Origin of the sequence: Streptomyces sp. NPDC007905, from assembly GCF_042959345.1 — a bacterium.
In the GTDB taxonomy this organism is placed as follows: domain Bacteria; phylum Actinomycetota; class Actinomycetes; order Streptomycetales; family Streptomycetaceae; genus Streptomyces.
This window is the reverse complement of the sequence record NZ_JBIBKS010000001.1, coordinates 676336-701376: the sequence shown is the minus strand read 5'-3', so window position 1 is coordinate 701376 and position 25041 is coordinate 676336. Positions and strand designations below refer to the sequence as shown.

20 protein-coding genes and 2 pseudogenes are annotated in these 25041 nt (G+C 72.5%); 17 read left to right on the top strand and 5 right to left on the bottom strand.

What is annotated here, in order from left to right:
* Nucleotides 1–11: 11 nt before the first annotated feature.
* Complete coding sequence (locus ACFZDC_RS03360) at nt 12–1079, bottom strand: lysylphosphatidylglycerol synthase domain-containing protein (protein WP_391319643.1); 1068 nt, start codon at nt 1077–1079, stop codon at nt 12–14.
* A gap of 93 nt (nt 1080–1172) precedes the next feature.
* On the opposite strand from ACFZDC_RS03360, the gene ACFZDC_RS03355 reads away from it, so the two are divergent.
* Entirely contained in the window at nt 1173–3101 is a 1929-nt protein-coding gene (locus ACFZDC_RS03355) for an ABC transporter transmembrane domain-containing protein (protein WP_391319729.1), read from the top strand.
* A gap of 246 nt (nt 3102–3347) precedes the next feature.
* On the opposite strand, the gene ACFZDC_RS03350 is transcribed toward ACFZDC_RS03355, so the two are convergent.
* The 3 genes from ACFZDC_RS03350 to ACFZDC_RS03340 form a co-directional block, all read right to left on the bottom strand.
* Nucleotides 3348–4316, bottom strand: coding sequence for a glycosyltransferase (locus tag ACFZDC_RS03350; RefSeq protein WP_391319642.1), 969 nt, complete (start codon nt 4314–4316; stop codon nt 3348–3350).
* A gap of 136 nt (nt 4317–4452) precedes the next feature.
* Complete coding sequence (locus ACFZDC_RS03345) at nt 4453–4809, bottom strand: hypothetical protein (RefSeq protein ID WP_391319641.1); 357 nt, start codon at nt 4807–4809, stop codon at nt 4453–4455.
* 188 nt (nt 4810–4997) lie between these two features.
* Nucleotides 4998–7388 carry a glycosyltransferase gene (locus tag ACFZDC_RS03340; RefSeq protein WP_391319640.1) on the bottom strand — a complete coding sequence of 797 codons (2391 nt, stop codon included), beginning with the start codon at nt 7386–7388 and terminating at the stop codon, nt 4998–5000.
* 249 nt (nt 7389–7637) lie between these two features.
* Between ACFZDC_RS03340 and ACFZDC_RS03335 the strand changes: the two are divergent.
* The 13 genes and pseudogenes from ACFZDC_RS03335 to ACFZDC_RS03275 all read left to right on the top strand — a co-directional run.
* A pseudogene (locus ACFZDC_RS03335) lies at nt 7638–7904 on the top strand (coagulation factor 5/8 type domain-containing protein); the annotation flags it as partial.
* Complete coding sequence (locus ACFZDC_RS03330) at nt 7856–8134, top strand: hypothetical protein (protein ID WP_391319639.1); 279 nt, start codon at nt 7856–7858, stop codon at nt 8132–8134. The pseudogene ACFZDC_RS03335 and the gene ACFZDC_RS03330, both read left to right, overlap by 49 nt.
* A gap of 80 nt (nt 8135–8214) precedes the next feature.
* Entirely contained in the window at nt 8215–9081 is an 867-nt protein-coding gene (locus ACFZDC_RS03325; protein WP_391319638.1) for a hypothetical protein, read from the top strand.
* Nucleotides 9082–9153: 72 nt separating this feature from the next.
* Nucleotides 9154–9693, top strand: a complete 540-nt coding sequence (locus ACFZDC_RS03320) for a 2Fe-2S iron-sulfur cluster-binding protein (RefSeq protein ID WP_391319637.1) — start codon at nt 9154–9156, stop codon at nt 9691–9693.
* Complete coding sequence (locus ACFZDC_RS03315) at nt 9690–10685, top strand: FAD binding domain-containing protein (protein ID WP_391319636.1); 996 nt, start codon at nt 9690–9692, stop codon at nt 10683–10685. Before ACFZDC_RS03320 ends, ACFZDC_RS03315 begins: the two co-directional genes overlap by 4 nt.
* 166 nt (nt 10686–10851) lie before the next feature.
* Nucleotides 10852–13392, top strand: a complete 2541-nt coding sequence (locus tag ACFZDC_RS03310) for a molybdopterin cofactor-binding domain-containing protein (RefSeq protein WP_391319635.1) — start codon at nt 10852–10854, stop codon at nt 13390–13392.
* Nucleotides 13393–13429: 37 nt separating this feature from the next.
* Complete coding sequence (locus tag ACFZDC_RS03305) at nt 13430–15802, top strand: glycosyl hydrolase family 65 protein (RefSeq protein WP_391319634.1); 2373 nt, start codon at nt 13430–13432, stop codon at nt 15800–15802.
* A gap of 93 nt (nt 15803–15895) precedes the next feature.
* Nucleotides 15896–16663, top strand: a complete 768-nt coding sequence (locus ACFZDC_RS03300; protein WP_391319633.1) for a LytTR family transcriptional regulator DNA-binding domain-containing protein — start codon at nt 15896–15898, stop codon at nt 16661–16663.
* A 138-nt stretch (nt 16664–16801) separates the two neighbouring features.
* Nucleotides 16802–17173: a hypothetical protein gene (locus ACFZDC_RS03295; protein WP_391319632.1), complete on the top strand. Its 372-nt coding sequence runs from the start codon at nt 16802–16804 to the stop codon at nt 17171–17173.
* A complete protein-coding gene (locus ACFZDC_RS03290; protein WP_391319631.1) occupies nt 17170–18921 on the top strand; it encodes a cation acetate symporter in 1752 nt (583 codons plus the stop codon). The genes ACFZDC_RS03295 and ACFZDC_RS03290 overlap by 4 nt, the downstream gene beginning before the upstream one ends.
* Nucleotides 18918–20117: a histidine kinase gene (locus ACFZDC_RS03285; RefSeq protein ID WP_391319630.1), complete on the top strand. Its 1200-nt coding sequence runs from the start codon at nt 18918–18920 to the stop codon at nt 20115–20117. The genes ACFZDC_RS03290 and ACFZDC_RS03285 overlap by 4 nt, the downstream gene beginning before the upstream one ends.
* 174 nt (nt 20118–20291) lie before the next feature.
* Entirely contained in the window at nt 20292–20603 is a 312-nt protein-coding gene (locus ACFZDC_RS03280; protein ID WP_391319629.1) for a hypothetical protein, read from the top strand.
* Nucleotides 20604–20724: 121 nt separating this feature from the next.
* A pseudogene (locus ACFZDC_RS03275) lies at nt 20725–21130 on the top strand (helix-turn-helix domain-containing protein); the annotation flags it as partial.
* Between the two features lie 46 nt (nt 21131–21176).
* Here the strand turns inward: ACFZDC_RS03275 and ACFZDC_RS03270 are convergent.
* On the bottom strand, nt 21177–21602 hold the full coding sequence (locus ACFZDC_RS03270; protein ID WP_391319628.1) for an ATP-binding protein: 426 nt from the start codon (nt 21600–21602) through the stop codon (nt 21177–21179).
* A gap of 200 nt (nt 21603–21802) precedes the next feature.
* Between ACFZDC_RS03270 and ACFZDC_RS03265 the strand changes: the two genes are divergently transcribed.
* From ACFZDC_RS03265 to ACFZDC_RS03255, 3 genes are all read left to right on the top strand, one after another.
* The gene (locus tag ACFZDC_RS03265) at nt 21803–22570 is read left to right on the top strand and encodes an IclR family transcriptional regulator C-terminal domain-containing protein (protein ID WP_391319627.1); all 768 of its coding nucleotides are present in this window, start codon (nt 21803–21805) and stop codon (nt 22568–22570) included.
* A 42-nt stretch (nt 22571–22612) separates the two neighbouring features.
* Nucleotides 22613–24127, top strand: coding sequence for a glycerol kinase GlpK (gene glpK, locus ACFZDC_RS03260; RefSeq protein WP_391319626.1), 1515 nt, complete (start codon nt 22613–22615; stop codon nt 24125–24127).
* 290 nt (nt 24128–24417) lie between these two features.
* Complete coding sequence (locus tag ACFZDC_RS03255; RefSeq protein WP_391319625.1) at nt 24418–25041, top strand: lasso peptide biosynthesis B2 protein; 624 nt, start codon at nt 24418–24420, stop codon at nt 25039–25041.

Here is a 25041-nt window from a genome sequence, read left to right as displayed (position 1 = left end):
GCCACTCTGCCTCAGATGACCTTCAGCCGCACCAGCGCCCCCAAGGTCAGCGCCCCCGGCACCAGTGGCACCCACACGGTGATGACCCGGTAGGCGAGCACCACCGCCGTGGCCACCGCGGCCGGGCCGCCCGCCGCGATCAGCGCGACGATCAGCGCCGCCTCGACGGAGCCCAGTCCGCCCGGCGTGGGCACCAGGGCCACGGCGACGGTCGCCGCGAGATATGCGAGCGCCATGTGCGCGGGCGGCACCGGCAGCCGCAGCGCCTGGCCGACCGCGGCGAGACCGGCCGCCTGGAGCGCCGGGAAGGCCAGCGAACCGCCCCACAGGGCCAGCGCGCGGGCCGGACGCGTGTGCACCGAGCGCGCCTCGCCCAGGGCATCCCGCAGGAATCCCGTGACGGCCGTGCGCAGCCGCCGTACGAGGGCCAGCGCGGCCGCCGCCACGACCAGCAGCACGGCGGCGCCGAGCAGCAGCGGGACCGCCGAGCCGTCCGGCAGCAGCGTGCCGAGCCGCAGTGCGTCCGGGAACGCGGCCAGCAGCGCGGCCAGCAGGCCCAGCCGGCCCACGCTCTCCGCCAGCAGATACAGGGCGAGCGCGGCCGAGGAGCGGGCGAGCGGCACCCCGCACACGGTCATGAAGCGCAGGTTCACCGCGCCCGCGCCGAGTCCGGTGGGCAGCAGATGGTTGGCCGCGCCCGCCGCGAACTGGGTCGCCAGCAGCCGCCCCTTCGGCAGCGGCTGCACCACCGCACCCTGCCGGGTGAACGCGGCCGCGACCCAGGTCAGGCAGGTTGCACCGGCCGCCGCCAGCAGCCACGGCCAGGACGCCGTGCGCAGCTGGCCGAAGCCCCCCGCGAGCACCGAGCGGTGTCGTACCGCGGCCACGGCGACGAGCACGAGCGGCACCAGGCACAGCACCTGGCGGACGGGGACGCGCCGGGGGAGGCGTCCCCGGGGGACGTCGGGGAATCGGAGCGCTGTCACATCGGAAGAGGTTCTCCGTGCCGCGTCAACGGCAGGTGGCGCGAGCACGGACGGCGGCTTACGGACGGGCAGCGGATGGGAGGGAGGCGCCATGGAAGCCTTTGGGTGCTCGGACGCCGGCCGGGCTGAACAGGCGCGGACATTGACCTCAACGAAGCTTGAGGTCTTACGTTCTCTTCCATGAGCATGGAAACCACCGCATGGACGCAGCTGCACAGCGTGATGAACGCGCAGCAGGAACGCCGTCCCTTCGCCCGCGCCACGCTGCGGCGCATAGCCGCCTTCGCCCGCCCGCACCGCGCGGGCATCGTCCGCTTCGTACTGCTCGGGGTGGTGACCGCGCTGCTCGCCGTCGCCACCCCGGTACTCGCCGGCCACGTCGTCGACGCGATCGTGGCGGGGCACGACTCCAGGACGGTCGTACGGCTCTCCCTGCTCATCGCGCTCGTCGCCCTCGCGGAGGCGGGGCTCGGCATCCTCGGCCGGCGCCTGTCGGCGACGCTCGGGGAGGGACTCATCCTCGACCTGCGCACGGCTGTGTTCGATCATGTGCAGCGCATGCCCGTCGCGTTCTTCACACGTACTCGTACGGGCGCGCTGGTCAGCCGTCTCAACAACGACGTGATCGGCGCCCAGCGGGCGTTCGCCAACACGCTCTCGGGCGTGGTGACCAACCTGGTGACGCTGCTGCTCACCCTCGCGGTGATGCTCACCCTGTCCTGGCAGATCACCCTGCTCGCGCTGGCGCTGCTCCCGGTGTTCGTGCTGCCCGCCCGGCGCATGGGCAGCCGGATGGCCCGGATGCAGCGGGAGGCGGCCGCGCTGAACGCCGCGATGGGCACCCGGATGACCGAGCGCTTCTCCGCGCCCGGAGCCACCCTGGTCAAGCTGTTCGGCCGGCCCGAGGAGGAGTCGGCCGAGTTCGCGGCCCGCGCCCGCCGGGTGCGCGACATCGGCGTGCGCACGGCGACGGCCCAGTCGGTGTTCATCACCTCCCTCACCCTGGTCTCGGCCCTCGCGCTGGCCCTCGTCTACGGCCTCGGCGGCTGGTTCGCGCTGCGCGGCACCCTGGAGGCGGGCGCGGTCGTCTCCCTCGCCCTGCTGCTGACCCGGCTCTACGCACCGCTCACCGCGCTCGCCGGAGCCCGCGTCGAGGTGATGAGCGCGCTGGTCAGCTTCGAGCGGGTCTTCGAGGTGCTCGACCTGAAGCCGCTGATCGAGGAGAAGCCGGACGCCGTCGAGGTGCCCGACGGCCCGGTCGCGGTCGAGTTCGAGGACGTCCGCTTCGCCTACCCGTCCGCCGACCAGGTCTCCCTCGCCTCCCTCGAGGAGGTCGCCGCCCTCGACAGCCGCGGCGGTGCCGAGGTCCTGCACGGCATCTCCTTCCGCGCCGAACCCGGCCGGACCGTCGCCCTCGTCGGCTCCTCCGGCGCGGGCAAGTCGACCATCGCGCAGCTGCTGCCGCGCCTGTACGACGTCGACGCCGGCGCCGTCCGTATCGGCGGTGTCGACGTCCGCGACCTCACCGCGACCTCGCTGCGGGCCACCCTCGGCATGGTCACGCAGGACGGTCACCTCTTCCACGACACCGTCCGCGCCAACCTGCTGCTGGCCCGCCCCGCCGCCACCGACGAGGAGCTGTGGGACGCGCTCGGCCGCGCCCGTCTCGCCGAGGTCGTACGGTCCCTGCCCGACGGCCTGGACACCGTGGTCGGTGAACGCGGCTACCGGCTCTCCGGCGGCGAACGCCAGCGCATGACCATCGCGCGGCTGTTGCTGGCCCGCCAGCGCGTGGTCATCCTCGACGAGGCCACCGCCCACCTGGACAACACGTCGGAGGCGGCGGTCCAGGAGGCGCTCGGCGAGGCCCTGGAGGGCCGCACCGCCGTGGTGATCGCCCACCGCCTGTCCACTGTCCGGGCCGCCGACCAGATCCTGGTCGTGGAGGCCGGCCGGATCGTGGAGCGGGGCACGCACGAGGAACTCCTCGCGGTGGGCGGCCGGTACGCGGAACTGCACCGGACGCAGTTCGCCGAGCGCGACGGACACACCGAGGCGCCGACGCCGACGGCTGTGACCGGGATGCCGGAACCGGCCGAGGTGACACCGGCCTGAGGACCTCTCTTTTCGGATCTTGCCGGGGTCGCGGGGCCTGGCACGCACAGCTGCCGGGTTGTCGTCACTCGCTGGCTCCCCCACGCTCGGCTTCGCTCGCGCGGGGGCGCCCCCATCGCGTCGACTCCCTCCTCCGCCTTGCAGTTGCACGCACCAGACCCCGCTCGGGTCGGCCAGACGGCGCCGTCGCTCCGAGCCGGCCTGATCCGAAAGAAAGACCCCGGGGGCCGCTTCCCCGCGCCGGCGTCACACGGCGGATGCCGTCGGCGTCTCTTCCCTTCCCCGGCTGGGCGGGGTGGCGGTTCCGCCGTGGGCGGCCAGCGCCTTCTCCAGGCGCCGGATGTGGTAGTACTGCACCCGCGTGGTCCTCTGCAGGGCCATGACCGCGCCGAGGAACTGGTCCATCTCGGTGGCCCGGGTGAGGATGTCGTCGGGCACGTTCTCGTCCCGCAGACAGGCCTCCGCGTCCTGGCTCAGCACGGCGTGTGCCCAGCCGCGGGTGATCGGCTTGAACAGCTCCGGGTGGTTGGCGACGATCCGGGCCCGGATGGCCAGGTCGTTCTCGGCGGCTTCCAGGTGCAGTCCGGTGTCCTTGTTGCGCGCCCCGAACAGCGGCTCGTGGATGTGGTACGCGTCGAAGCCGTGCTCGGCACAGCCGATCCAGAAGTCCCAGTCCTCTCCGGCGCGCATGTTCTCGTCGTACCCGCCCACGGTCTGCCACGCCTCACGGCGGTACAGCGAGCAGTAGAACATGATCAGTCGCTGGAGCAGCAGTTCTCTGCTGTAGGCGGGGAGCGGCATCACCTGTGGGGGCAGATCGTCGTCGGTGAAGGTGAACACGTCGGTGGAGGCGATGGCGACCTCGGGTTCACTGTCGAGCACCGCGACGGTCTTCTCCAGCATCGTGGGCGCGATCATGTCGTCGGCGTCCAGGGGAAGGATGTAGCGGCCGGCGGCGGCCGCGATTCCGGTGTTGCGCGCGGCGGAGACCCCGGCATTGGCCTGTCGGAGGAGTCTGATGCGCCGGTCCGGGTGCCGGGCGATCAGGCCCTCGGTCACCTCGGCGGTGTCGTCGGTGCTGCCGTCGTCGACGACGACCAGTTCCCAGTCCTCGAACGTCTGGGCAAGGACGCTGGACACCGCATCGGGCAGATAGCGGGCGTAGTCGTGGCACGGGATGACCACCGAAACCACGGGATCGGAGCTCTGGGGCATGCGCCGTCTTTCGCTTTAGTGGGTGGCCAGGATTCCGCGTAGCGGGGTGCCGGCAGCCCCCTCGGGCCCTGTTGGAGGGCCCTGTCGCAGTGGACCCGCCGGATCACCCGCTCGTGGTGGAGCGCGGTCGCCGCTCCTAACCCTCGAAGGGGTAGATGTCGAAGGGGTACAGGTGCCCGTGGTGTCCGTAGTCGCAGAACGTGAGGTTGGCGACGGGCGCGCAGCAGTGGTGGTAGCCGGTGATGGTCAGGTTGCCGATGGGCGTGCAGCAGTGGACGTAGTCGCTGATGGTCATGTTGCCGATGGGCGTGCAGGGATATGCGGACCCCGAGGTGGCGGTGACGTCGCCCATCGCCTGGTCCGCGTGGGTCGCCGACGTGGGGAGCGAGTCCGAGGCGAGGGCCGCGGCGTAGGCCGTCTCCGCGCCGTTCAGCAGTCCGGCGGTTGCCAGTGCGGCGGGGAGGGCCAGCGAGGACATGACACGGGCTTTCACGGTGGTGCCTCTCTGTCGAGGGTAGGGAGCTGCCCTGCAAGGCCGGTACGTTCCGTGACCGGGGCAGTGGCGCCACCGTAGGATTTGCTTACTTTCCGCGTCAAAACGATTACTCCAAGTGCTGGATTCTACGGGTGACGCGTCAGCGCCGGCCCGAGTCGGCCGAGCGGGGTGCACCGGCCGGGAGGTCAGGACGGGGACGCGGCCCCGACGCCTGCCGGCTCCGGGACGTGGTGCGGATGCAGCACTTCGAGGTCGGGCAGGGCCCAGCAGGCGGTGCCCATGTCCCGGGCCATCGCGGCCAGGCCCTCGGTCTCGATGAGCTGGTGGTACGGGAAGCACGGGAAGGTCAGGCCGTCACGGTGGAGGTCGGCGCGGACCAGCAGTGCCGTGCCACCCACGGAGTCGACGCGGACCAGCCCCTTTCCACGCAGCTCGTCGAGGTAGGTCCGGCCGAACCCTCTGGGGGGCTGCAGGATGCCGTCGCGCAGCCATCGGGACCAGTTGAGCGTGCCGGCGCTGCGGTGAAGCACGAACGTGTTGAGGTCGTAGGTGGGTCCGCCCGCCGTGGTGGCACAGTGCGGGACGACGATGTCCTTGCGCGCTCCGAGGAGACGCTGGATCAGGTCGGCCGGACAGTCGGTGACGTCGACATCCAGCCACAGCACCCACTCCTCGTCGGCAAGGGCCCGCGAGAGCAAATGGTTGCGGGCCCTGGCCAGCACCGACCGGCGTCGGCGCTGCACGCCCGCCTCCCAGCGGGGGCCCTCCAACTGAAGGCCGAAGTCGCGGTGCACCAGGGTGACCCGCCGGTACTCTGACTCGAGGCCGGGCAGGACCTGTTGGAGCACTTCCCGCGTCGTGTCCCTGCTGTCGCCCTCCAGCAGGCCCAGGGAGATCGCCTCGCGCGGGTAGTCCAGGGCATGAAGGTTCTCCAGATAGCGGGGCAGGAACGCGGCCGCGTCCTTGACGGGGGTGAGCACCAGCACCCGTGGCCGCTCGCTCGCCGGGCCCGGGGCCGGCTCCACGGCCGTCTGCGGTCCTTGGGCGCGGGCCACGGCGGGACCCGTCTCGGCGTGGGCGATGTCCTTCGGCTCGATCGGCAGCCGGGTCGCCAGGGCCTGCAATCGCTCGGCGTAGGCGCCGGGTTCGGCCCAGATCTCGGTCGCCACGTCGAAGTGCTCGGCGAAATGGGAGTCGTCGAACGTATTGCTGCCGTGACACACATAGGTGTACAGCTCGGGCGCGTCGACCGACACCACCCGGCAGCCGCGGACCACCCCTTCCGCCACCGGCGTGTCCTCACCCCGACGCAGTGCCGGGTAGCGCGGCAGCCGATCCTTGGCGCACACCATCGACCCTTCCCAGACGCGCGCGCAGGAGATCGCGAGCTTGCGCCGAGCGGGCCACCACAGCCGTTCACGGGCGAGGAAGCAGGCGTCGGCTCCCAGTGCGAGAATCGCCGCCATCTGTGTCTCGACCCGCTCCGGGTCGTACAGGTCGTCGTCGTCCCACTGGCATACGTAGGGTCCGGTCGCCCGGTCCACCGCCTCATTGCGCAGCTCGCCCAACGGCCGCCGCTCCGGGGGGAGTCGATGGTGGCGGATCCGCGGGTCGCCCAGCTCGCGGACGTGCCGTTCGAGTGCGTCGTCCGTGCCGTCCTCGACGACGACCAGTTCCAGGTTCGGGTAGGTCTGCGCGCGGAAGCACCTGATCGCGCGACGGGCCGTCGACGAGCGATCCTTGGTCACCATCAGGCATGACACCGTCGGCGCGGGCGCGCCCGAGGCCCAGCGGCGGCGCTGCGCGTCAAGGCTGAGCATGCCGTCGGCGAGGGGGTGCATCTCCTGGCTCGTCCAGAACGGGAACCGTTTGCCGGCGGAGGGCCGTGGGCCCGCGGGGGTGTCCGCCACCCAGCTGCCGGACCAGTGGTGCACGGCGTAGGCGCGTTCGTGGTCGGCCTTCTGAGGGCCGAACAGTTCTGCGGCGTACGGGCTCACCTCGGGATAGAGCACCTCCGGACCGAGGACCGTGATCGAGGCGGGATCCGGGACGCTTTCGACCGCTCTGGTGAGGAAGAAGGGGCCCGTGGCGTCCAGCGCACTGGACGACTTGTGGGAGCCCACCAACTGGCGGTGCACGTATGCCCAGAAGGGGTGGCCCGGCCGTGACGCGATGAACGCGTTGCCGACGATGCGGCGGAGTCCGCTCCGGCGGGCGAGCAGCAGCCGTGTGTGCGCCTCCGGTTCGCAGCCGAGGACGAGTTCGCGCCCGTCAAGGAGGTCGTCGACGGGGCTGAGGCACTCGAAGTCCAGGTCGACGTAGAGCCCGCCGAAATGGTCGAGCAGGAAATAGCGAATCGCGTCCGCCCGCATGATCGCTTCTGGATAGCCGTCGTAGACGGGCAGGAACCACGGATAGTGCTCCTGAAGGAATGCGCGATTGTCCGCGTCGGTCCACAAGCGGTACCCCCAGCCGGGATGGCGCCGACGCCAGGAGTCGGCCCAGGCCTCCCATTCCGGAGGTACGTCGGAGTCTTTCCAAGTTTGGTGGATCAAGGCGGGAATCTTCTGCTGCATCCGCATTGGGACAGTATGGCGATTCACCGGGAAGAGGCGTTTTCCGGTGGACCGGTCGTCAGAACAATCACCCGGGCGGCCCTCGGTGTGGTGCCTCTTCCCGAGCCTGGAGCAGTCGAAGGGTGCTGCTGCCGGCAGCGGTCCGGAGGCCGGCTCGACGGCAAGGCCCGCCCCTCTTGACGCCAGTGGTCCGCACCTTTAACCACCCCACCTGGCCCGGCTCACCTTCTGGTCCGCCAACCGCGACCGTCCCAGCGCTACGCCGTCCTGTTCAAGCCCGGTACCTACAGCGCCGACGTCAACGTCGGCTTCTGCACACAGGTCCTCGGCCTCGGCCTGACCCCCGATGCCGTCTCCGTCACCGGCGCGGTGCACGCCGAGGCGGACTGGTTCCAGGGCAACGCCACGCAGAACTTCTGGCGCGGCCCCGAGAACCTCTCCGTCAATCCCGGCGGCGGCAGCGGCCGTTGGGCGGTCTCGCAGGCGGCGCCGTACCGGCGCATGCACCTGCGCGGCAGGTCACCGGCAATGAGGCCTACGGCCTGGGCAGCTACTGCTGCTTCAACGTCAACCCCGCCGTCACCGCCGCGCACGCCATCGAGGCACCGAATACCTCCGGCGTCCGCTTCACCAGCATGGTCACCGTCTCGCCGGGCGGCACCGGCACCATCGGTCACGTCGTCAACAACACGGCGGGGCCCTCCAATTCGGCCACGAACGTGGCGAATCTCGTCCGGTACCCCTGAGGCGTGACCGGCGGCGGACGGGGAAACCGGGACCGGGTCAAGCGCGAGTGCCGCGACCCGACCCGGGAGGAGCCCCCACCGTGCCGAAAACGCAGACCGGAAGTGCCGTCGTCGCGCTCGTCCTCGCTGCCGCACTGACCGGGTGCGGCAACGAGGACGGCTCCGGAAAGGGCGGGGACGCGCGGAGCGGACCGAGCGCGACCCCGCCCGCCCGCGCCGTCCACGACGCCTACCGCAGGACCGTGGCCGCCGGCACCGCGAGGATGACCGTCACCAGCAAGGTCGTCGCCGACGGACAGGCACTCACCGGGCACGGCAGCGGGGTCGCCGACCTGAAGGACGGCGCCAGCCGGCTGAGCCTGACCTCGCAGGGCACCACGATCGAGCAGCGGGTCGTCGACGGGGCCGTGTACCAGAAGCCGTCCGGCGCCCAGCGCGGAGCCGTTCCGGACGGCAAGACCTGGATGAAGATCGACCTCGCCCGGCTGGCCCGGAAGGGCTCCGCCGCGCGGTCCCAGGTGAGCGACCCGGCGGAACCGGTGCGGTACCTCAAGAGCGTCGGCTCCGAGCACGTCACCCGGGTCGCCGCGCAGACCCTCGACGGCACCCGCACGACCCACTACCGGGTGACGGTGCCCGTGTCCGCCCTGGCCCAGGGCAACGCCGGGCAGGAGCAGGAACTGAGGCGGCAGCTCGGGAAGTCCTCGCTGCCGGTGGACCTGTGGCTGGACGAACAGGGCCGGATGCGCCAGGAGAGCGTCCGGCTGACCCTGCACCCGCTCAAGCAGCGGACCCCGGGGCACGAAGACGCTGAGATGACCAGCACGACCGTGCTGCGCTTCAAGGACTTCGGCACCGAGGCGGAGGTCACCGCCCCGCCCGCCAAGGACACAGTGGACGTCACGGACCGGATGACCAGGGCGGGCGAGGCCACCGGCGCCGGCTGAGACGTGTGAGGCGCCGCAGCCTGGATACGCGGTGTGCACGGCACCACGGCCCGTCCGGAAGGCCCTCTTGCCATGACCAGCGAAAACCAGCTCGGCCCGCGCTCGGAGATCACGCTCCGGGTGAACGGGAAACCCCACACCCTGCTCGTCGACCACCGGCGGGTCCTGCTGGACCTGCTCCGCGAGGACCTCGATCTCACCGGGTCCAAGAAGGGCTGCGACCACGGTCAGTGCGGGGCCTGCACCGTCCTGGTCGACGGGCGCCGCGTCGACAGCTGCCTGCTGCTCGCCGTCACCCTCGACGGCAGCGACGTCACGACCATCGAGGGCCTCGGCGGCGACGGCGAGGAGCCGCACCCGCTCCAGCGGGCCTTCCTCGACCGCGACGCCTTCCAGTGCGGCTACTGCACCCCGGGCCAGATCTGCTCCGCCGTCGGCATGCTCGCCGAGGCCGCGGCCGGCCACCCCTCCCACGTCACCGATCCCGCCGCCCCCTCCGGCCGGCCCGTGCCGCTGGACCGGCCCGAGATCCGCGAGCGGCTCAGCGGCAACCTGTGCCGCTGCGGGGCCTACCCGCGCATCGTCGAGGCAGTGGAGGACGTGATCCGGTGAAGGACTTCGGATACCTCAGGCCCAGCAGCGTCGAGGAGGCCGTTGAGGCCTTCGCCGCCCATGCGGGCGCCCGCTACCTCGCCGGCGGCACCAACCTGGTCGACCTGATGAAGCTCGGGGTGGAGAGCCCCAGCGTCCTCATCGACGTCGGCCGGCTGCCGCTGGACCGGGTCGAGGAGCTGCCCGACGGCGCCCTGCGCGTCGGCGCGACCGTCCGCAACAGCGACCTCGCGGCCCATCCGCTGGTCCGCGACCGCTACCCGGTGCTGTCCCAGGCCATCCTCGCGGGCGCCTCCGGCCAGTTGCGCAACGCGGCCACGACCGGCGGCAACCTGCTGCAGCGCACCCGCTGCCCCTACTTCCAGGACCTGGACAAGCCCTGCAACAAGAGGGAGCCGGGCAGCGGCTGCGGCGCCCGCGACGGAGTCCACCGCGACCACGCCGTCCTCGGCCACTCCCCGCACTGCATCGCGACCAACCCCTCCGACATGGCCGTGGCGCTGACCGCCCTCGACGCCCGCGTCGAGCTGTACGGCACCGAGGGCAGGCGCACCCTCCCGGTCGCCGACTTCCACCGGCTGCCCGGCGTGCACCCGGAGCGGGACACCGAGATCCGCCCCGGCGAGCTGATCACCGGTGTGCTGCTCCCGGCCGCCGGAGCCGGTGTCCCGTCCGCCTACCGCAAGGCCCGCGACCGGGCGTCGTACGCCTTCGCGCTGGCTTCCGTGGCCGTCGTGCTCCGGATCGCGGACGGGGTCGTGGACCGGGTGGGGCTCGCCTTCGGCGGCCTCGCCCACAAGCCCTGGCGGGCCCAGCACGCGGAGACGGCCCTGCTGGGGGCCGCCGCCACCCCGGCCGCCTTCGAAGGCGCCGTCGCCCTCGAACTCGAGCGCGCCGAGCCCCTGCGCGACAACGCCTACAAGGTGCCCCTCGCCCGCAACCTCGCTCTGGACGTCCTGAACCGTCTCGCCCCGACACCCGCGACGGTCTGAGCACCAGGACCCGGCCCGCCCAAGGAGGCCCCCGATGCCCCACATCGGCCCGTCACAGGAGGATCCACCGACCCGCGGTGGCCAACCCCGGGAGGATCCGGTGGTCCGTGGTGGTTTGCCGGGGGAGGGCCCGGTGGTCCGTGGTGGTTTGCCGGGGGAGGATCCGGTGGCCCGTGGCGGGCTGCCGGGGGACGACCCCGTGATCTGTGGTGGTGCGCCGGGAGACGACTCCGCAGGCCGCAGCGGTCTGCCCGGGGAGGACCGGGTGACCCGTACCGGTCCGCCCGAGGACGACGCCATGGGCCGCAGTGACCCTCCCGGGGACGATCCGATGGCTGGGACCGCTCTTCCGCACGACGACCCCATGGCACGCACCGGGCTTCCCCGGGACGATCCGATGGCTGGAACCGGTCTTCCGCGCGACGACCCCATGGCACGCACCGGGCTGCCCCGGCACCATCCGCCGGCCGGCGGCGAACTCCCGCACGAGGCCCCGGCGGACCGCACCGGGCCGCTCCGCGCGGACGCCGCCTCACGCACCGAGCCGCCCCCCGTCCGGCCGGTGCCCCAGGACGACCCGGCCGCCCATCAGTACCAGGGCGACTCGCCCGTCGGCAGCGGTGCGCTGGGCGCTCCCGCCGAACGTCGCGAAGGGCGGCTGAAGGTCACCGGTGCCGCCCGCTACGCCGCCGAGCACCCCCTGCCCGGGCGAGCCCACGCATGGCCCGTGCCCGCCGCGGTGGCCCGCGGCCGCGTCACCGGCGTGGACACCACGGCCGCCCTCGCCCTGCCCGGCGTCCTCGCCGTCCTCACACCCGGCGACGCCCCCCGCCTCGCCGCGACGGACGACGGCACCCTCGCCGTCCTGCAGAGCCCGCGCGTGCCCCACCGGGGCTGGTGCGTCGCCCTGGCGGTCGCCGAGACCCCGGAGACCGCCCGCGCCGCCGCCCGAGCGGTCCGCGTCACCTACGCCACCGAGGACCACGACGTCGACCTCCGCCCGGACCACCCGGACGCCTACGTGCTGGAGGAGGCCGGCGGGCAGCCGGGCCAGTTCCAACACGGCGACCCCGAGGGCGCCTTCGCGGCCGCCGGCGTCCGCGTGGACGTCGACTACCGGGTCCCGCCCCTGCACAACCACCCCATGGAGCCGCACGCGACCACCGCGGTCTGGGACGGCGACCGGCTCACGGTGTACACCTCCAGCCAGGGCGGTACGACCGTCCGCTCCGTGCTCGCCGAGCTGTTCGAACTGCCCGAGGACCGGATCACGGTCGTCGCCGAACACGTCGGCGGCGGCTTCGGCTCCAAGGGCACCCCGCGCCCCGACGTCGTCCTCGCCGTCATGGCCGCACGCCGCACCGGCCGTCCCGTCACCCTGGCCTACCCGCGCCGCCACCTGCCCACCGTCGTCGGCCACCGCGCCCCCACCCTGCACCGGCTGCGCCTCGGCGCCACGGCGGACGGCCGCCTCACCACCCTGCTGCACGAGGTGACCACGCACATCTCCCATGTCAGGGAGTTCGTGGAGCAGGCCGGGAGGCCCGCCCGCGTCATGTACGCCGCCCCGCACCTGCGCAGCTCCCACCGTGTGGTGCCGCTGGACGTCCCGAGCCCGTCCTGGATGCGCGCCCCCGGCGTGGCCCCCGGCATGTACGCGCTGGAGTCCGCCATGGACGAACTCGCCGACGCGCTCGGCCTGGATCCCGTGGAGCTGCGGATCCGCAACGAACCGGAGCACGAGCCGGCCAGCGGCAAGCCGTTCAGCAGCAGGAACGTCATCGCCTGCCTGCGTGAGGGCGCCCGCCGCTTCGACTGGGACACCCGCGACCCGCGCCCGGGCACCCACGCCGAGGGCCCGCTGCTGCTCGGCACCGGCGTGGCCGCGGCGACCTACCCCGTCCTGGTCGCGCCGTCCACCGCCACCGCGCAGGCGCTGCCCGACGGCACGTTCGTCGTCCGGCTGAACGCGGCCGACATCGGCACCGGCGCCCGTACCGTGCTCGCCCAGGTGGCCGCCGACGCGCTGGACGCGCCCCTGGACCGGGTCCGCACCGAGGTGGGCCGCAGCGACCTGCCCCCGGCCCCGCTGGCGGGCGACTCCTCCGGCACCGCGTCCTGGGGCTGGGCCGTGCACGATGCCTGCACCGAACTCGCGTCCCGCCTCGCCGCCCACTCCGGACCGCTGCCCGCCGAGGGGCTCACCGTCCGCGCCGACACCACCGGGCGGGCCGACGCCGACAGCCCCTACGCCCGGCACGCCTTCGGCGCCCACTTCGCCGAGGTCGCCGTCGACACCGTCACCGGCGAGGTCCGGGTCCGCCGGCTGCTCGGCGTCTACGCCGCCGGACGCATCCTCAACCCCCGCACCGCACGCTCCCAGTTCGTCGGCGCCATGACCATGGGCCTGGGCATGGCCCTGACCGAGGGCAGCACGATGGACAGCCCGTTCGGCGACTTCACCGAGGCCGACCTCGCCTCCTACCACGTGCCCGCACACGCCGACGTCCCCGACATCGAGGCGGACTGGATCGAGGAGGACGACCCCCACCTCAACCCCATGGGCAGCAAGGGCATCGGCGAGATCGGCATCGTCGGCACCGCCGCAGCCCTCGGCAACGCCGTCCACCACGCCACCGGGATCCGCTTCCGTGAACTGCCGCTCACCCCGGACCGGATCCTCACCCGCCTGCTGTCCGAGAGGTGACGATCCCACGGAGACGCGCGAAAGGGGGCCTGCCGCGGTGACGGGTCTGCTGTGGGAGTACGACGGCTACGACCCCGCGGAGGAACGCCTGCGGGAGTCCCTGTGCACCATGGGCAACGGCCGCTTCGCCACCCGCGGAGCACTGCCCGAGTGCGCCGCCGACGCCGTGCACTACCCCGGCACCTACGCGGCGGGCTGCTACAACCGCCTCACCTCCGACATCGCCGGGCGCCGGGTCGAGAACGAGGACATGGTCAACCTCCCCAACTGGCTGCCGCTGCGCTTCCGACCCGCCGGGCGGGACTGGCTCACCCCCGACACCGCCCCGGTGAGCGAGCACCACCTGGCCCTCCACCTGGACCCCGGTGTGCTGGAGCGCCGTACCCGCTACCGGCTGGGCAACGGCGGCACGCTCCTCGTCCGCCAGCTCCGCCTCGTCCACATGGCCGACCCGTACCTCGCCGCCCTGCGCACCGACTTCACCGCCGAGGGCTGCACCGCCGAGCTGGACGTCGAGGCCGCGCTCGACGGGAGCGTCACCAACTCCGGCGTGGCCCGCTACCGGGACCTGGACGACCGTCACCTCACCCATGCCGAGGCGGGCGGCGCCGCGCCCGGCACCATGTGGCTGCGCTGCCGTACCCGTACCTCGGACATCGTCATCGGGCTCGCCTCCCGGCTGGCCGCCGACGTCCCGGTGGCGGACGCGCACGAGGCGCGGCGGGCCGTACAGCGCCTGCGGCTCTCCCTGACACCCGGCCGTACGGTCACCGTCGACAAGACCGTCGCCCTGCACACCTCCCACGACCCCGCCATCAGCGACCCGCTGCGCGCGGCCGTCGACCGGGTCACCGCCGCGCCCGCCTTCGACGACCTGCTGGAGTCGCACTCCACGGCCTGGGAGCAGCTGTGGCGGCGGGCCGAACTCGACATCCCCGGCGACCCGGGCCGCATCCTGCGCCTGCACCTCTTCCACATGCTGCAGACCCTCTCCCCGCACACGACCGACCTCGACGTCGGTGTGCCCGCGCGCGGACTGCACGGCGAGGCGTACCGGGGGCACGTCTTCTGGGACGAGCTGTTCGTCCTGCCCTACCTCAACCTCCATCTGCCCGAGGTCTCCCGCGCCCTGCTCCACTACCGCCACCGCCGCCTGGACGCGGCCTGCCACGCGGCCCGCGAGGCCGGCCTGCGCGGCGCCCTGTACCCGTGGCAGAGCGGCAGCGACGGCCGCGAGGAGACCCAGGAACTGCACGTCAACCCCCGCTCGGGGCATTGGCTGCCCGACCACTCCCGGCTGCAGCGGCACGTCGGCTCGGCGGTGGCGTACAACGTGTGGCAGTACTGCGAGGCCAGCGGCGACACCGACTTCCTGTACACCGAGGGCGCAGAGATGCTGCTCCTGATCGCCCGCTTCTGGGCCGACTCGGCCCGCTACGACGAGCACCTGGGCCGGCACCGCATCCGCGGCGTGGTCGGCCCCGACGAGTACCACGACGGCTACCCCGGCGCGCCCGAGCCCGGCCTGGACGACAACGCGTACACCAACGTCACCGCCGCCTGGGTGCTCAGCCGCACGCTGGACCTGCTGCGCGCCCTGCCCGAGCCGCGCCGGCGCGAACTCGTCGAGGGCACCGGCCTGGAGCAGGACGAACTCGCCCGCTGGGAGGAGGTCTCGCGCACCCTGCACGTGCCCTTCCACGACGGAGTGATCAGCCAGTTCGACGGCTACGGCGACCTCGCCGAGCTGGACTGGCACGGCTACCGCGCGCGGTACGGCGACATCCGGCGCCTGGACCGGATCCTGGAGGCGGAGGGCGACACCGTCAACCGCTACAAGGCGTCCAAGCAGGCCGACGTCCTGATGCTCGGCTACCTGTTCTCACCGGCCGAACTGCAGGCGCTGTTCGCCCAGTTGGGCCACCGCCTCGACGAGGACACGTGGTCGGCGACGGTCGACCACTACCTGCACCGCACCACGCACGGCTCCACCCTCAGCGGCGTGGTCCACGGCTGGATCCTGGCCCGCGCCCGCCGCACCGACGCCTGGGGATTCGTCCAGGAGGCCCTGCGCGGCGACATCGCCGACGTGCAGGGCGGCACCACCGGTGAGGGCATCCACCTCGGCGCCATGGCCGGCACCCTCGACCTCGTCCAGCGCTGCCTCACCGGCCTGGAGACCCGCGAGGGCATGCTCTGGCTCGACCCCGTCCCCCTTCCGGAACTCTCCTCCTACGGCTTCTCGTTGCGCTACCGGGGCCACTGGGGCGTGCATCTGCGCCTGCGCTCTGGCCTGCTGGAGGCCACCATGCCGACGTCCTCCGGCAGCACCCCCATCGACCTCCGGCTGCCGGACCGGGTGGTACGGGTCGGGCCGGGGGAGAGGGTACGGATGCGGCTGCCGGACTGAGCGACGTCTCGACGGGGGCGGCCCTCGGGCCGAGGATGCTCCTCGCGTGGGTGTCGGTGTTCGTACGGAAGCGGAGACGAGGAGACGCGGGTGATGTTGCGCGCACTGGCGGTGGACGACGAGGAACCCGCGCTGGAAGAGCTGCTGTACCTCCTGGGCGAGGACCCGCGGATCGGCACCGTCCTGCCCGCCCTGGACGCCACCGAGGCACTGCGCCTGCTCGAACGGGCCGCGAAAGCCGGACCGGACGCCCCCGAGGCCGTCGACGTCGTCTTCCTCGACATCAACATGCCCGGACTGGGCGGCCTCGACCTGGCGGAGCTGCTCGGCGGCTTCGCCGTCCCGCCGCCGGTCGTCTTCGTCACCGCCCACGAGGACTTCGCACTCCGGGCGTTCGACCTCAAGGCCGTGGACTACCTGCTCAAGCCCCTCCGCAAGGAGCGCTTCGCGGAAGCGGTACGGCGCGTCGCCGAGCTGACCCGGGCCGGACAGGGCCCGGCCGGCGCACTCGGCGACCAGGTCCCCGTGGAACTGGGCGGAGTGACACGGTTCGTGCCCATCGCCGACATCACCTACGTCGAGGCGCAGGGCGACTACGCCCGCCTGCACACTCCGCACGGCAGCCATCTGGTGCGGATCCCGCTGTCCACCCTGGAGGAGCAGTGGCGCCCCCGCGGGTTCGTACGCATCCACCGCAGCCGTCTCGTGGCCCTCGGCCGCATCGAGGAACTACGGCTGGAGGGCGGCATGCTGACCGTCAGGATCGGCGACCGGATCCTCGCCGTGAGCCGGCGCAACGCCCGGGAGCTGCGCGATCTGCTGGCGCGGCGGGCCCAGGGCGCGGTCGGCGGGGCGCGGTGACCCGGCAGCCGCCAGGACGCGAGGCAGCACGGCTGTGGCGACCCTGTGCCGAACCTCGTCCACCGTCTACCTCACCGATCGCGCGCTGCGTACACTCGCCGCAACACAGGTGATCACCGCGGCGTCGGGGAGTGCGTCATGGGTGCGGAATCCGTCCCTCGCAGAGAGGTGGTCACCGGACGGCCCCGAACCGAGCGCGCCGGCCGTCCCCGGCCCCGCCCGGCGGCCGCGCCCGAGCGCAACCCCGCGGCCCCGGCCGACGACACCGCCGTCACCGCACTGATGCGCCGTCAGATACGGGCGGGTCTCACGGCGACGGCCCTGCTCGCGACCTCGCTCGGCCTGCTCCCCGTGCTGCTGCGGGTACTTCCGCTCGCCGGCACCCGGCCGGGCGTCCCGTTCGCCGTCTGGCTCGTACTGGGCGTGGCGCCCTATCCGGCCCTGCTGTGCGCAGGAGCCTGGTACGTCCGCCGCGCCGAGCGCAACGAGGGCGACGTGACCGCGCGTTGAACCAGACGTACGCAATCGCCGGCGTGTCGGCCGTGGTCCTCGCCACGGTGCTCGTCGGCGCGCTGGGCCTGCGCATCTCCCGGACCACCTCCGACTTCTACGTCGCCTCGCGCAGCGTCCCGCCGCGGCTCAACGCGTTCGCCGTCAGCGGCGAGTACCTGTCCGCCGCGTCCTTCCTCGGCGTCGCCGGACTCGTCCTCGCCCGGGGCCCCGACATGCTGTGGTTCCCCATCGGCTACACCGCCGGGTTCCTGGTCCTGCTGGCCTTCGTCGCCGCCCCGCTGCGCCGCTCCGGCGCCTACACCCTGCCGGACTTCGCCGAGGCACGCCTGGAGTCCAGGGCCGTCCGGCGGATCGCGAGCGTGCTCGTCGTCGGCGTCGGCTGGCTCTATCTGCTGCCCCAGCTGCGCGGCGCCGGACTGACCCTCCGGCTGCTCACCGGCGCGCCCAGCTGGTCCGGCGGCCTGGTCGTCGCCACCGTGGTGACCGCGGCGGTGGCCGCCGGAGGCATGCGCAGCATCACCTTCGTCCAGGCGTTCCAGTACTGGCTGAAACTCACCGCCCTGCTGGTGCCCGCCGTGTTCCTGCTGCTGGCCTGGCGCGCGGACCACACCCCGGCCCCGTCCTGGGACGAACGGCCTGTCTTCCAGCGCTCCACCCAGGTGCGCGCCGACAGCACGCTGACCCTCGGCGTCCACGAGCCGGTACGCGTCACCGTGACCGGAACCGTCGACGGACAGGCCATGGACGGCGGTCCGCTCACCCTCGACGCGGGCACCCACCGGATCGGGCCCGACACCACCCTGCGCTTCCCGCCCGGCGCCCGCGTGCCCCTGCCCGCCGAAGGAGGCGCTCACGCGGTCCCGTCGAGCTGGGCGAACCCGCTGTCGGCCGGCCGCGCACAGCACGGCCTGTACTCCACCTACGGGGTGATCCTCGCCACCTTCCTCGGCACCATGGGCCTCCCGCATGTCGTCGTGCGCTTCTACACCAACCCCGACGGCCGTGCCGCCCGCCGCACCACCGTCGCCGTCCTCGGCCTGCTCGGCGCCTTCTACCTGCTGATCCCCCTCTACGGTGTGCTCGGCCGGCTCTACGCGCCCGACCTGCTGCTGACCGGCGACACCGATGCGGCGGTCCTGGTCCTCCCTCAGAGGCTGATCGGCGGAGTCGGCGGCGACCTGCTCGGTGCCCTCGTCGCGGGCGGCGCCTGCGCGGCGTTCCTGTCCACCGTCTCCGGACTCACCATGTCCGTGGCCGGCGTGCTCGCCCAGGACGTACTGCCGACCCTCGGCATCCGGCACTTCCGCCTGGCGACGCTGCCGGCGATCGCGGTGCCCACCGCGGCCAATGCCGTCGTCAGCGACCTGCCCGTGGCTGACGCGGTCGGCCTCGCCTTCGCCGTGTCCGCCTCCTCGTTCTGCCCGCTCCTCGTCCTCGGCATCTGGTGGCGCGGTCTCACCCCGCCCGGCGCGGTCGCCGGACTGCTCCTCGGCGGCGGCTCGGCGCTCACCGCGGTGACGGTGACCATCGCCGGCGGGGCCCGCTCCGGCCCGCTGCACACCCTGCTGGCCTGGCCCGCCGTCTGGTCCGTACCGGTCGGGTTCGCCGCCATGGTGCTGATCTCCCTCACCACCCGCGACCGCGTGCCCGCGAGCGCCGCGGCCACCATGGCCCGGCTCCATCTCCCCGAGGCAGTGACCGGGCGGGCCGGCCTGCCCGACACCGACCCGGAACCGGCCGTATGACCGCACTGGGCACGGTCGCCCTGGCCCTCGCCGCTCTCGCGCTGTTCGCCCTCGGCGCCGCTCTCGGCCACGCCGGCGCCCGCCGGCAGCAGGAGAACCCGGCCGGCCCCGGCACCCCCGTCGAACGGGCCACCTTCCACACCCTGCACACGGCCTCGCTCGCCGCACCGCCGCTGCGCGCGGGCCTCACCCCCGACACCGCCCGCAAGGCCGCCCGGCGGCTGCGCCCCCTGCTCGGCACGGTCGCCCTCGCCCTCACCGACCAGGAGTCCGTACTCGCCTGGGACGGCGTCGGAGACCACCACCGTGCCGAGGCCGAGGCGCAACTCGCCCGTGTGCTGCGCACCGGCCGCACCCAGACCTTCGCCCTGACCTGCGGCAACGACACCTGCCCGGTCCGCTGGGGGGTCATGGCACCGCTCAGCGCCGACGGCCGGGCCCCCGGCACACTCGCCGCGTTCGGCGACGCGGAGTCCGCCGTCATGGTCCGGGCCGCCGCCGAGGTGGCCCGCTGGGTCTCCGTGCAGCTCGAACTCGCCGACCTCGACCGCGCCCGCTCCGGCGTGATCGAGGCCGAGATCCGGGCCCTGCGCGCCCAGATCTCCCCGCACTTCATCTACAACTCCCTGGCGAGCATCGCCTCGTTCGTCCGCACCGACCCCGAGCGGGCCCGTGAACTCCTGCTGGAGTTCGCCGACTTCACCCGCTACTCCTTCCGCCGGGGCGGCGACTTCACCACCCTGGCCCAGGAACTGCGCTCCATCGAGCAGTACCTCGAACTCGCGCGCGCCCGCTTCGGCAGGCGCCTCGCAGTGACCCTGCGCATCGCCCCCGAGGTGCTGCCGGTCGCCCTGCCGTTCCTCTGCCTGCAGCCCCTCGTCGAGAACGCGCTCAAACACGGTCTGGAGGAGTCCGTGGACCGCGGCCGCATCACGATCATCGCGGAGGACGAGGGCACCGAGGCCCGGGTCGTCATCGAGGACAACGGCGTCGGCATGGACCCGCAGCGACTGCGCGACATCCTGCGCGGCCGCGGCGGCCCGTCCACCGGGATCGGCCTGAGCAACGTGGACATGCGACTGCGCCAGGTGTACGGCGACGACCACGGCCTCGTCATCGAGACCGGCGTCGGCGCCGGCACGAAGATCACCGTACGCGTCCCGAAGTTCCGCCCGGGCATCCCTCCCGTGACCTGAACGGGCCGAAGAGCAATCAGCCCGAACACCGAACCCGGCGCCGTCACCGACCACGCCGTCGCCCTCCTGCGCACACCTCCCTGCAGGCCGGAGCGGTCCTTCCGCCGCCCGGCTGCGCGCCGAGCCCCGGGCCAGATCGCGGTAGGGCGGGCGCGCCGCGGGAACTCGGCCGGCATGAGCGCACACGAGCGACAGCAGGTCTCGTCCCGGGCCGACCGGCAGGTGGTCGAGCGGCTCGTGCCCGTCTGGCTGCGCGAGACGGAACGCCATGACGCCGACGCCGCCCGCCGGGCCCGCGAGAGCTGGGAGAGCGGAACGCTGTCACCCCAGGCCGCGCAGGATCTGGCCCTGTGGGTGACCGCCCGGATCACGGACACCGGATTCAACGAGGAGGAGGGGCCGGACGTCCGGGGCCCTGTCCGCATCACCCCGGCGGACAAGGAGAGCGTCCACCGGTGGCTGGCCGAACAGGGGCACGACGTCTGACGTCACCGGGCGGCGCGTGGTCGCAGCCGCACCCGCAGCCTGAACTCCGCCCGCGGTCCGGCATCCGGGTGCGGTCGCCGTCGGCCTTGCCCGTGCCCGGCCCCCGGCGCACGCTTGTCACATGGGCGTTGACGTCGGTCCCACGCTCATCACCTCCGTGCAGCGGGCCTTTCGCCTGCTGGAGGCGGTGAGCGCACACGACAACGGCGCGCCGGCCAAGCAGCCGGCACGGGAGCGGGCCTGCCCCTGGCCACCGCCTATCACCTGCTGCGCACCCTGGTCCACGACCGATACGTGAGCAAACTGGACGACGGCGGCTTCGTCCTGGGCCACAAACTGAAGTCGCTGCACGTGACCGGCCGGGCACAGTCGCTGCTCAGCCGCGTCCGCTCTCCGCTCTCCGCTCTCCGCTCTCCGCTCTCCGCGACGAGCTCGCCACCGTCGCATACCTGACCTTCTACGAGGAGGGCGAGATCAGCGTCGCGGAGATCGTCGACGGCCCGCGTGCGCCGAGGGTGGACTGGTGGCCGCTGGCCGAGGCGGCCTGACCGGCCCGCCGACGACAGCCGCGTATCACTTCGCGACGAGGTCGGCCCACCGGGTGATCCCACCGGGATGGACGCGTATGCCGTGACGAGTCGCCAGGGCGTGGACGATCTCCTCGCCCCGGCCGTGCTCGTCCGGGTCGATCCCCACCCCGGACTGTCCCGCCGGCAGGGCGGGTCCCGCGTCGCTGACCTCGACGCGCAGGGTGCGGGTGCCGTCGCCCCGGACCCACGACAGTCGCAGCACGGCGGGTGGCAGGGCGTGAATGACCGCGTTGGTCAGCAGCTCCGACACCACGAGCAGGGAGTCCTCGACGATCTCCGGGGACACGTCCCAGTCGGCGAGCACCGCCCCCACACCGTGGCGTACGTCCGAGACGGCGCAGGGAACGGGCGGCATCAGCCACACGTGTTCGCAGGCCTCGGGAAGCAGCGTATCGAGCTGTGCCGCCATGTTCTCTCCTCGCGTGTGCTCAGTTGGCCGGGCGCCGTGCCGCAGCGCGTGTGGCGGGCCTCGAAGAACGTTATGGAGACAAACCGGGCGGGTCAATGAACCTTGGTCGGCATTACCGAACGCCGACGCCCGCCCGCCTGCCGGAGCGGCGCCCACCTGCCCGCGGAGCGCATCGTCCGCGGCGGTAATACGCTCGCTTCATGGCCGGCCCAGTCCAGTCGATCGAGCGGGCGGCGGCGATCCTGCGTCTGCTCGCCGGCGGGCCCCGCCGACTCGGGCTCGGCGAGGTCGCGGCCTCGCTCGGGCTGGCGAAAGGGACCGCCCACGGCATTCTGCGCACCCTCCAGCACGTGGACTTCGTGGAGCAGGACGCGGCGACCGGGAAGTACCAGCTCGGGGCCGCCCTGCTGCACCTGGGCACGAGCTACCTGGACGTCAACGAGCTGCGGTCGCGCTCCCTGAACTGGGCCGATGCCCTGGCCGCCCGCAGCGGGGAAGCGGTCCGGCTGGGGACCCCGCTGGAGGACAGGGTGCTCGTCGTCCACCACGTGTTCAGGCCGGACGACACGCTCCAGACCCTGGACGTGGGCTCGCTGCTGCCCCTGCACGCCTCCTCGCTCGGCAAGGTACTGCTGGCCTACGGGACCGCGTCCGTCGAGTCGGCCGAGGAGGCGGGACTGGAGGCGTACACCCGGCACACCCTGGTCGTCGCCGAGCAGCTCACCCGGGCCCTCGCCGAGGTCCGGGAACTCGGCTGGGCCGCCGAGATCCAGGAAATGAGCATGGGTGAGGCCGGGCTCGCCGCCCCGATCCGGGGGCACGGCGGCCTCGTCGTCGGCGCCATCGGGCTGTCCGGTCCCGTCGAGCGGATCTGTGACGGTCAGGGCCACCCGCGCCCGAGTCTGATCACCCTGCTCCGGGAGGCCGCGCGGGCGATCTCCAGAGACCTGGGCGCCGGCCGCTGGTAGGCCCGGCCCGCCGCACCCGACCGTCGGAAGGCAGACCCGATCATGGCTGAACGGTACGTAATGTCCATCGATCAGGGCACCAACTCCACCCGATGCATTCTGTTCGACCATCGCGGGCGGCTGGTGTCGGTCGCGCAGCGGGAGCACCACCAGCACTTTCCCAGGCCCGGATGGGTCGAGCACGACGCCGTCGAGATATGGCACAACCTGAAACGCGTCGTGCCCGAGTCCCTGTCCGCCGCCGGTGTCGACCGGGGCGAGGTCGCCGCGATCGGCCTGGCCAACCAGCGGGAGACGACGGTGCTCTGGGACCGGCGGACGGGCGCCCCGCTGGACAGGGCGATCGTCTGGCAGGACACCCGCACGGCCCCACTCGTCGAGGAGCTCGGCCGGCGGCCCGGGAAGGAGTTCTTCCTGGAGCGGTGCGGCCTGCCGCCCTCGACCTATTTCTCGGCTCTGCGGATCCGCTGGCTGTTCGACAACGTCAAGGGTCTGGAACAGCGTGTGAAGGACGGTGAGGTGCTGTTCGGAACCATGGAGAGCTGGCTGGTCTGGAACCTCACCGGAGGCGCCGACGGTGGCCTGCACATCACCGACGCCACCAACGCCAGTCGCACGATGCTGATGAACATCCGTACGCTCGCCTGGGACGAGGACCTGCTGGCGTTCTTCGGCGTGCCCCGCTCCATGCTGCCCGAGATCAGGCCGTCCGCCGAGACGTACGGCGAGGCCCGCGCAGTGCTCCCCGGCGTCAGCATCACGGCCGCCCTCGGCGACCAGCAGGCCGCCCTCTTCGGCCAGACCTGCTTCTCCCCGGGCGAGGCGAAGTGCACGTACGGAACCGGCAGCTTCCTGCTGCTCAATACCGGTACCGATGTCGTGCGCTCCCGGCACGGACTCCTCACGACCGTCGCCTACAAGATCGGGGACCAGAAACCGGTCTACGCCCTGGAGGGCTCCATCGCCGTCACCGGCGCACTCGTCCAGTGGTTCCGTGACCGCCTGGGACTGATCAGCAGCGCTCCGGAGATCGAGACCCTCGCGCGCACGGTCGAGGACAACGGCGGTTGCTACATCGTCCCCGCCTTCTCGGGTCTGTTCGCACCCCGCTGGCGCAGCGACGCGCGGGGCGTCATCGTCGGCCTCACCTCGTACATCACGAAGGGACACCTGGCGCGTGCCGTCCTGGAGGCCACCGGCTGGCAGACGCGCGAGGTCGTCGACGCCATGAACGCCGACTCCTCCGTCGCCCTCAGAGAACTCAAGGTGGACGGCGGCATGACGGCGGACAACCTGCTCATGCAGTTCGTGGCCGATGTGATCGACGTGCCCGTGGTGCGCCCCATGGTCGCCGAGACGGTCTCCCTCGGCGCGGCCTACGCGGCCGGACTCGCCGCCGGCTACTGGCCCGACCTGGAAGGCCTGCGCCGCAACTGGCACCGGGCCGGCCAATGGCTCCCCGACATGGACCCCGATCGGCGGGAAGGGGAATACGAGAACTGGCAGCGGGCCGTGGAACGGTCCCTCGGCTGGGTGAGACCGCCACGGTCCCGGTAGGCCGGGGCCGGACACCTGACGACTGGTCACCCGCGCGGGATTTCAAGAGGGCCGTGGGGAAGTCCGGTTGCGAGGTATTCGGGGCAGAGTAGCCTGGACATGTTCGGACTTGACCGATGCTGCCTGATTCTGGAGGTAAACGATGTTTTTCCGAATGCTGCGGCGTCGCATGCCGCTCGGCCTTGTCCTACTCGGTAACGGCCGCCTGATCCGGGGATTCAGCGGCGGCCACTACGACGGTCACGGATACCAGTCCTGAACCGTTCCGGCGGAACACTGGAGGATGCGCGGTGGCAGAGGACACCGATGCCCTGGCAGCCATGACGCGGATCCTTTCCCCGCACTGCCGTGTCACCGAAATGTCCGGCGGAGCGCTGATCGCGGACTGGAGACGGACGCGTTTTCTCGGAATGACGGCGACGGATCTGCGGAAGTTCGCCGACGAAGGCTCCGAGGAACGCGCCGAACTCGTCACCGGTCTCCTGCGCGCCGGATGCGCGACGACCCGGCGGAAAGAGCACTCGGACGCCGAAGTCGGGCTCTGGCTGCGGGGGGTGCACCTGCTGATCCGGACCCTGGGATTCGGCCGCGTCCTTCGGCTTCTGTCCCTCGCGGCCCCGGATTACGCCCGTACGGACCTCCCCACCGCGGAGGACGTCGCCCAGCTGAAACGAGCGGTGCAGTCCCACAGCCGCAGAAGCTGGTTCGTCAACGACGACTGCAAGGCCGAGGCCGTGACGGCGTTCGTCCTGCTGCGGCGGCGCGGCCTGAAGGCCGTGCTCCACGTCGGTGTGCGCGAGCACCCGTTCGCCCTGCACGCCTGGACCTCCTCGGCAGGTCTGTGCATCCCCGACGCCGATCCGAGGGGGCATGCCTTCACGCCGGTTCTCTCGATCGGCTGCGGAGGACAGTGA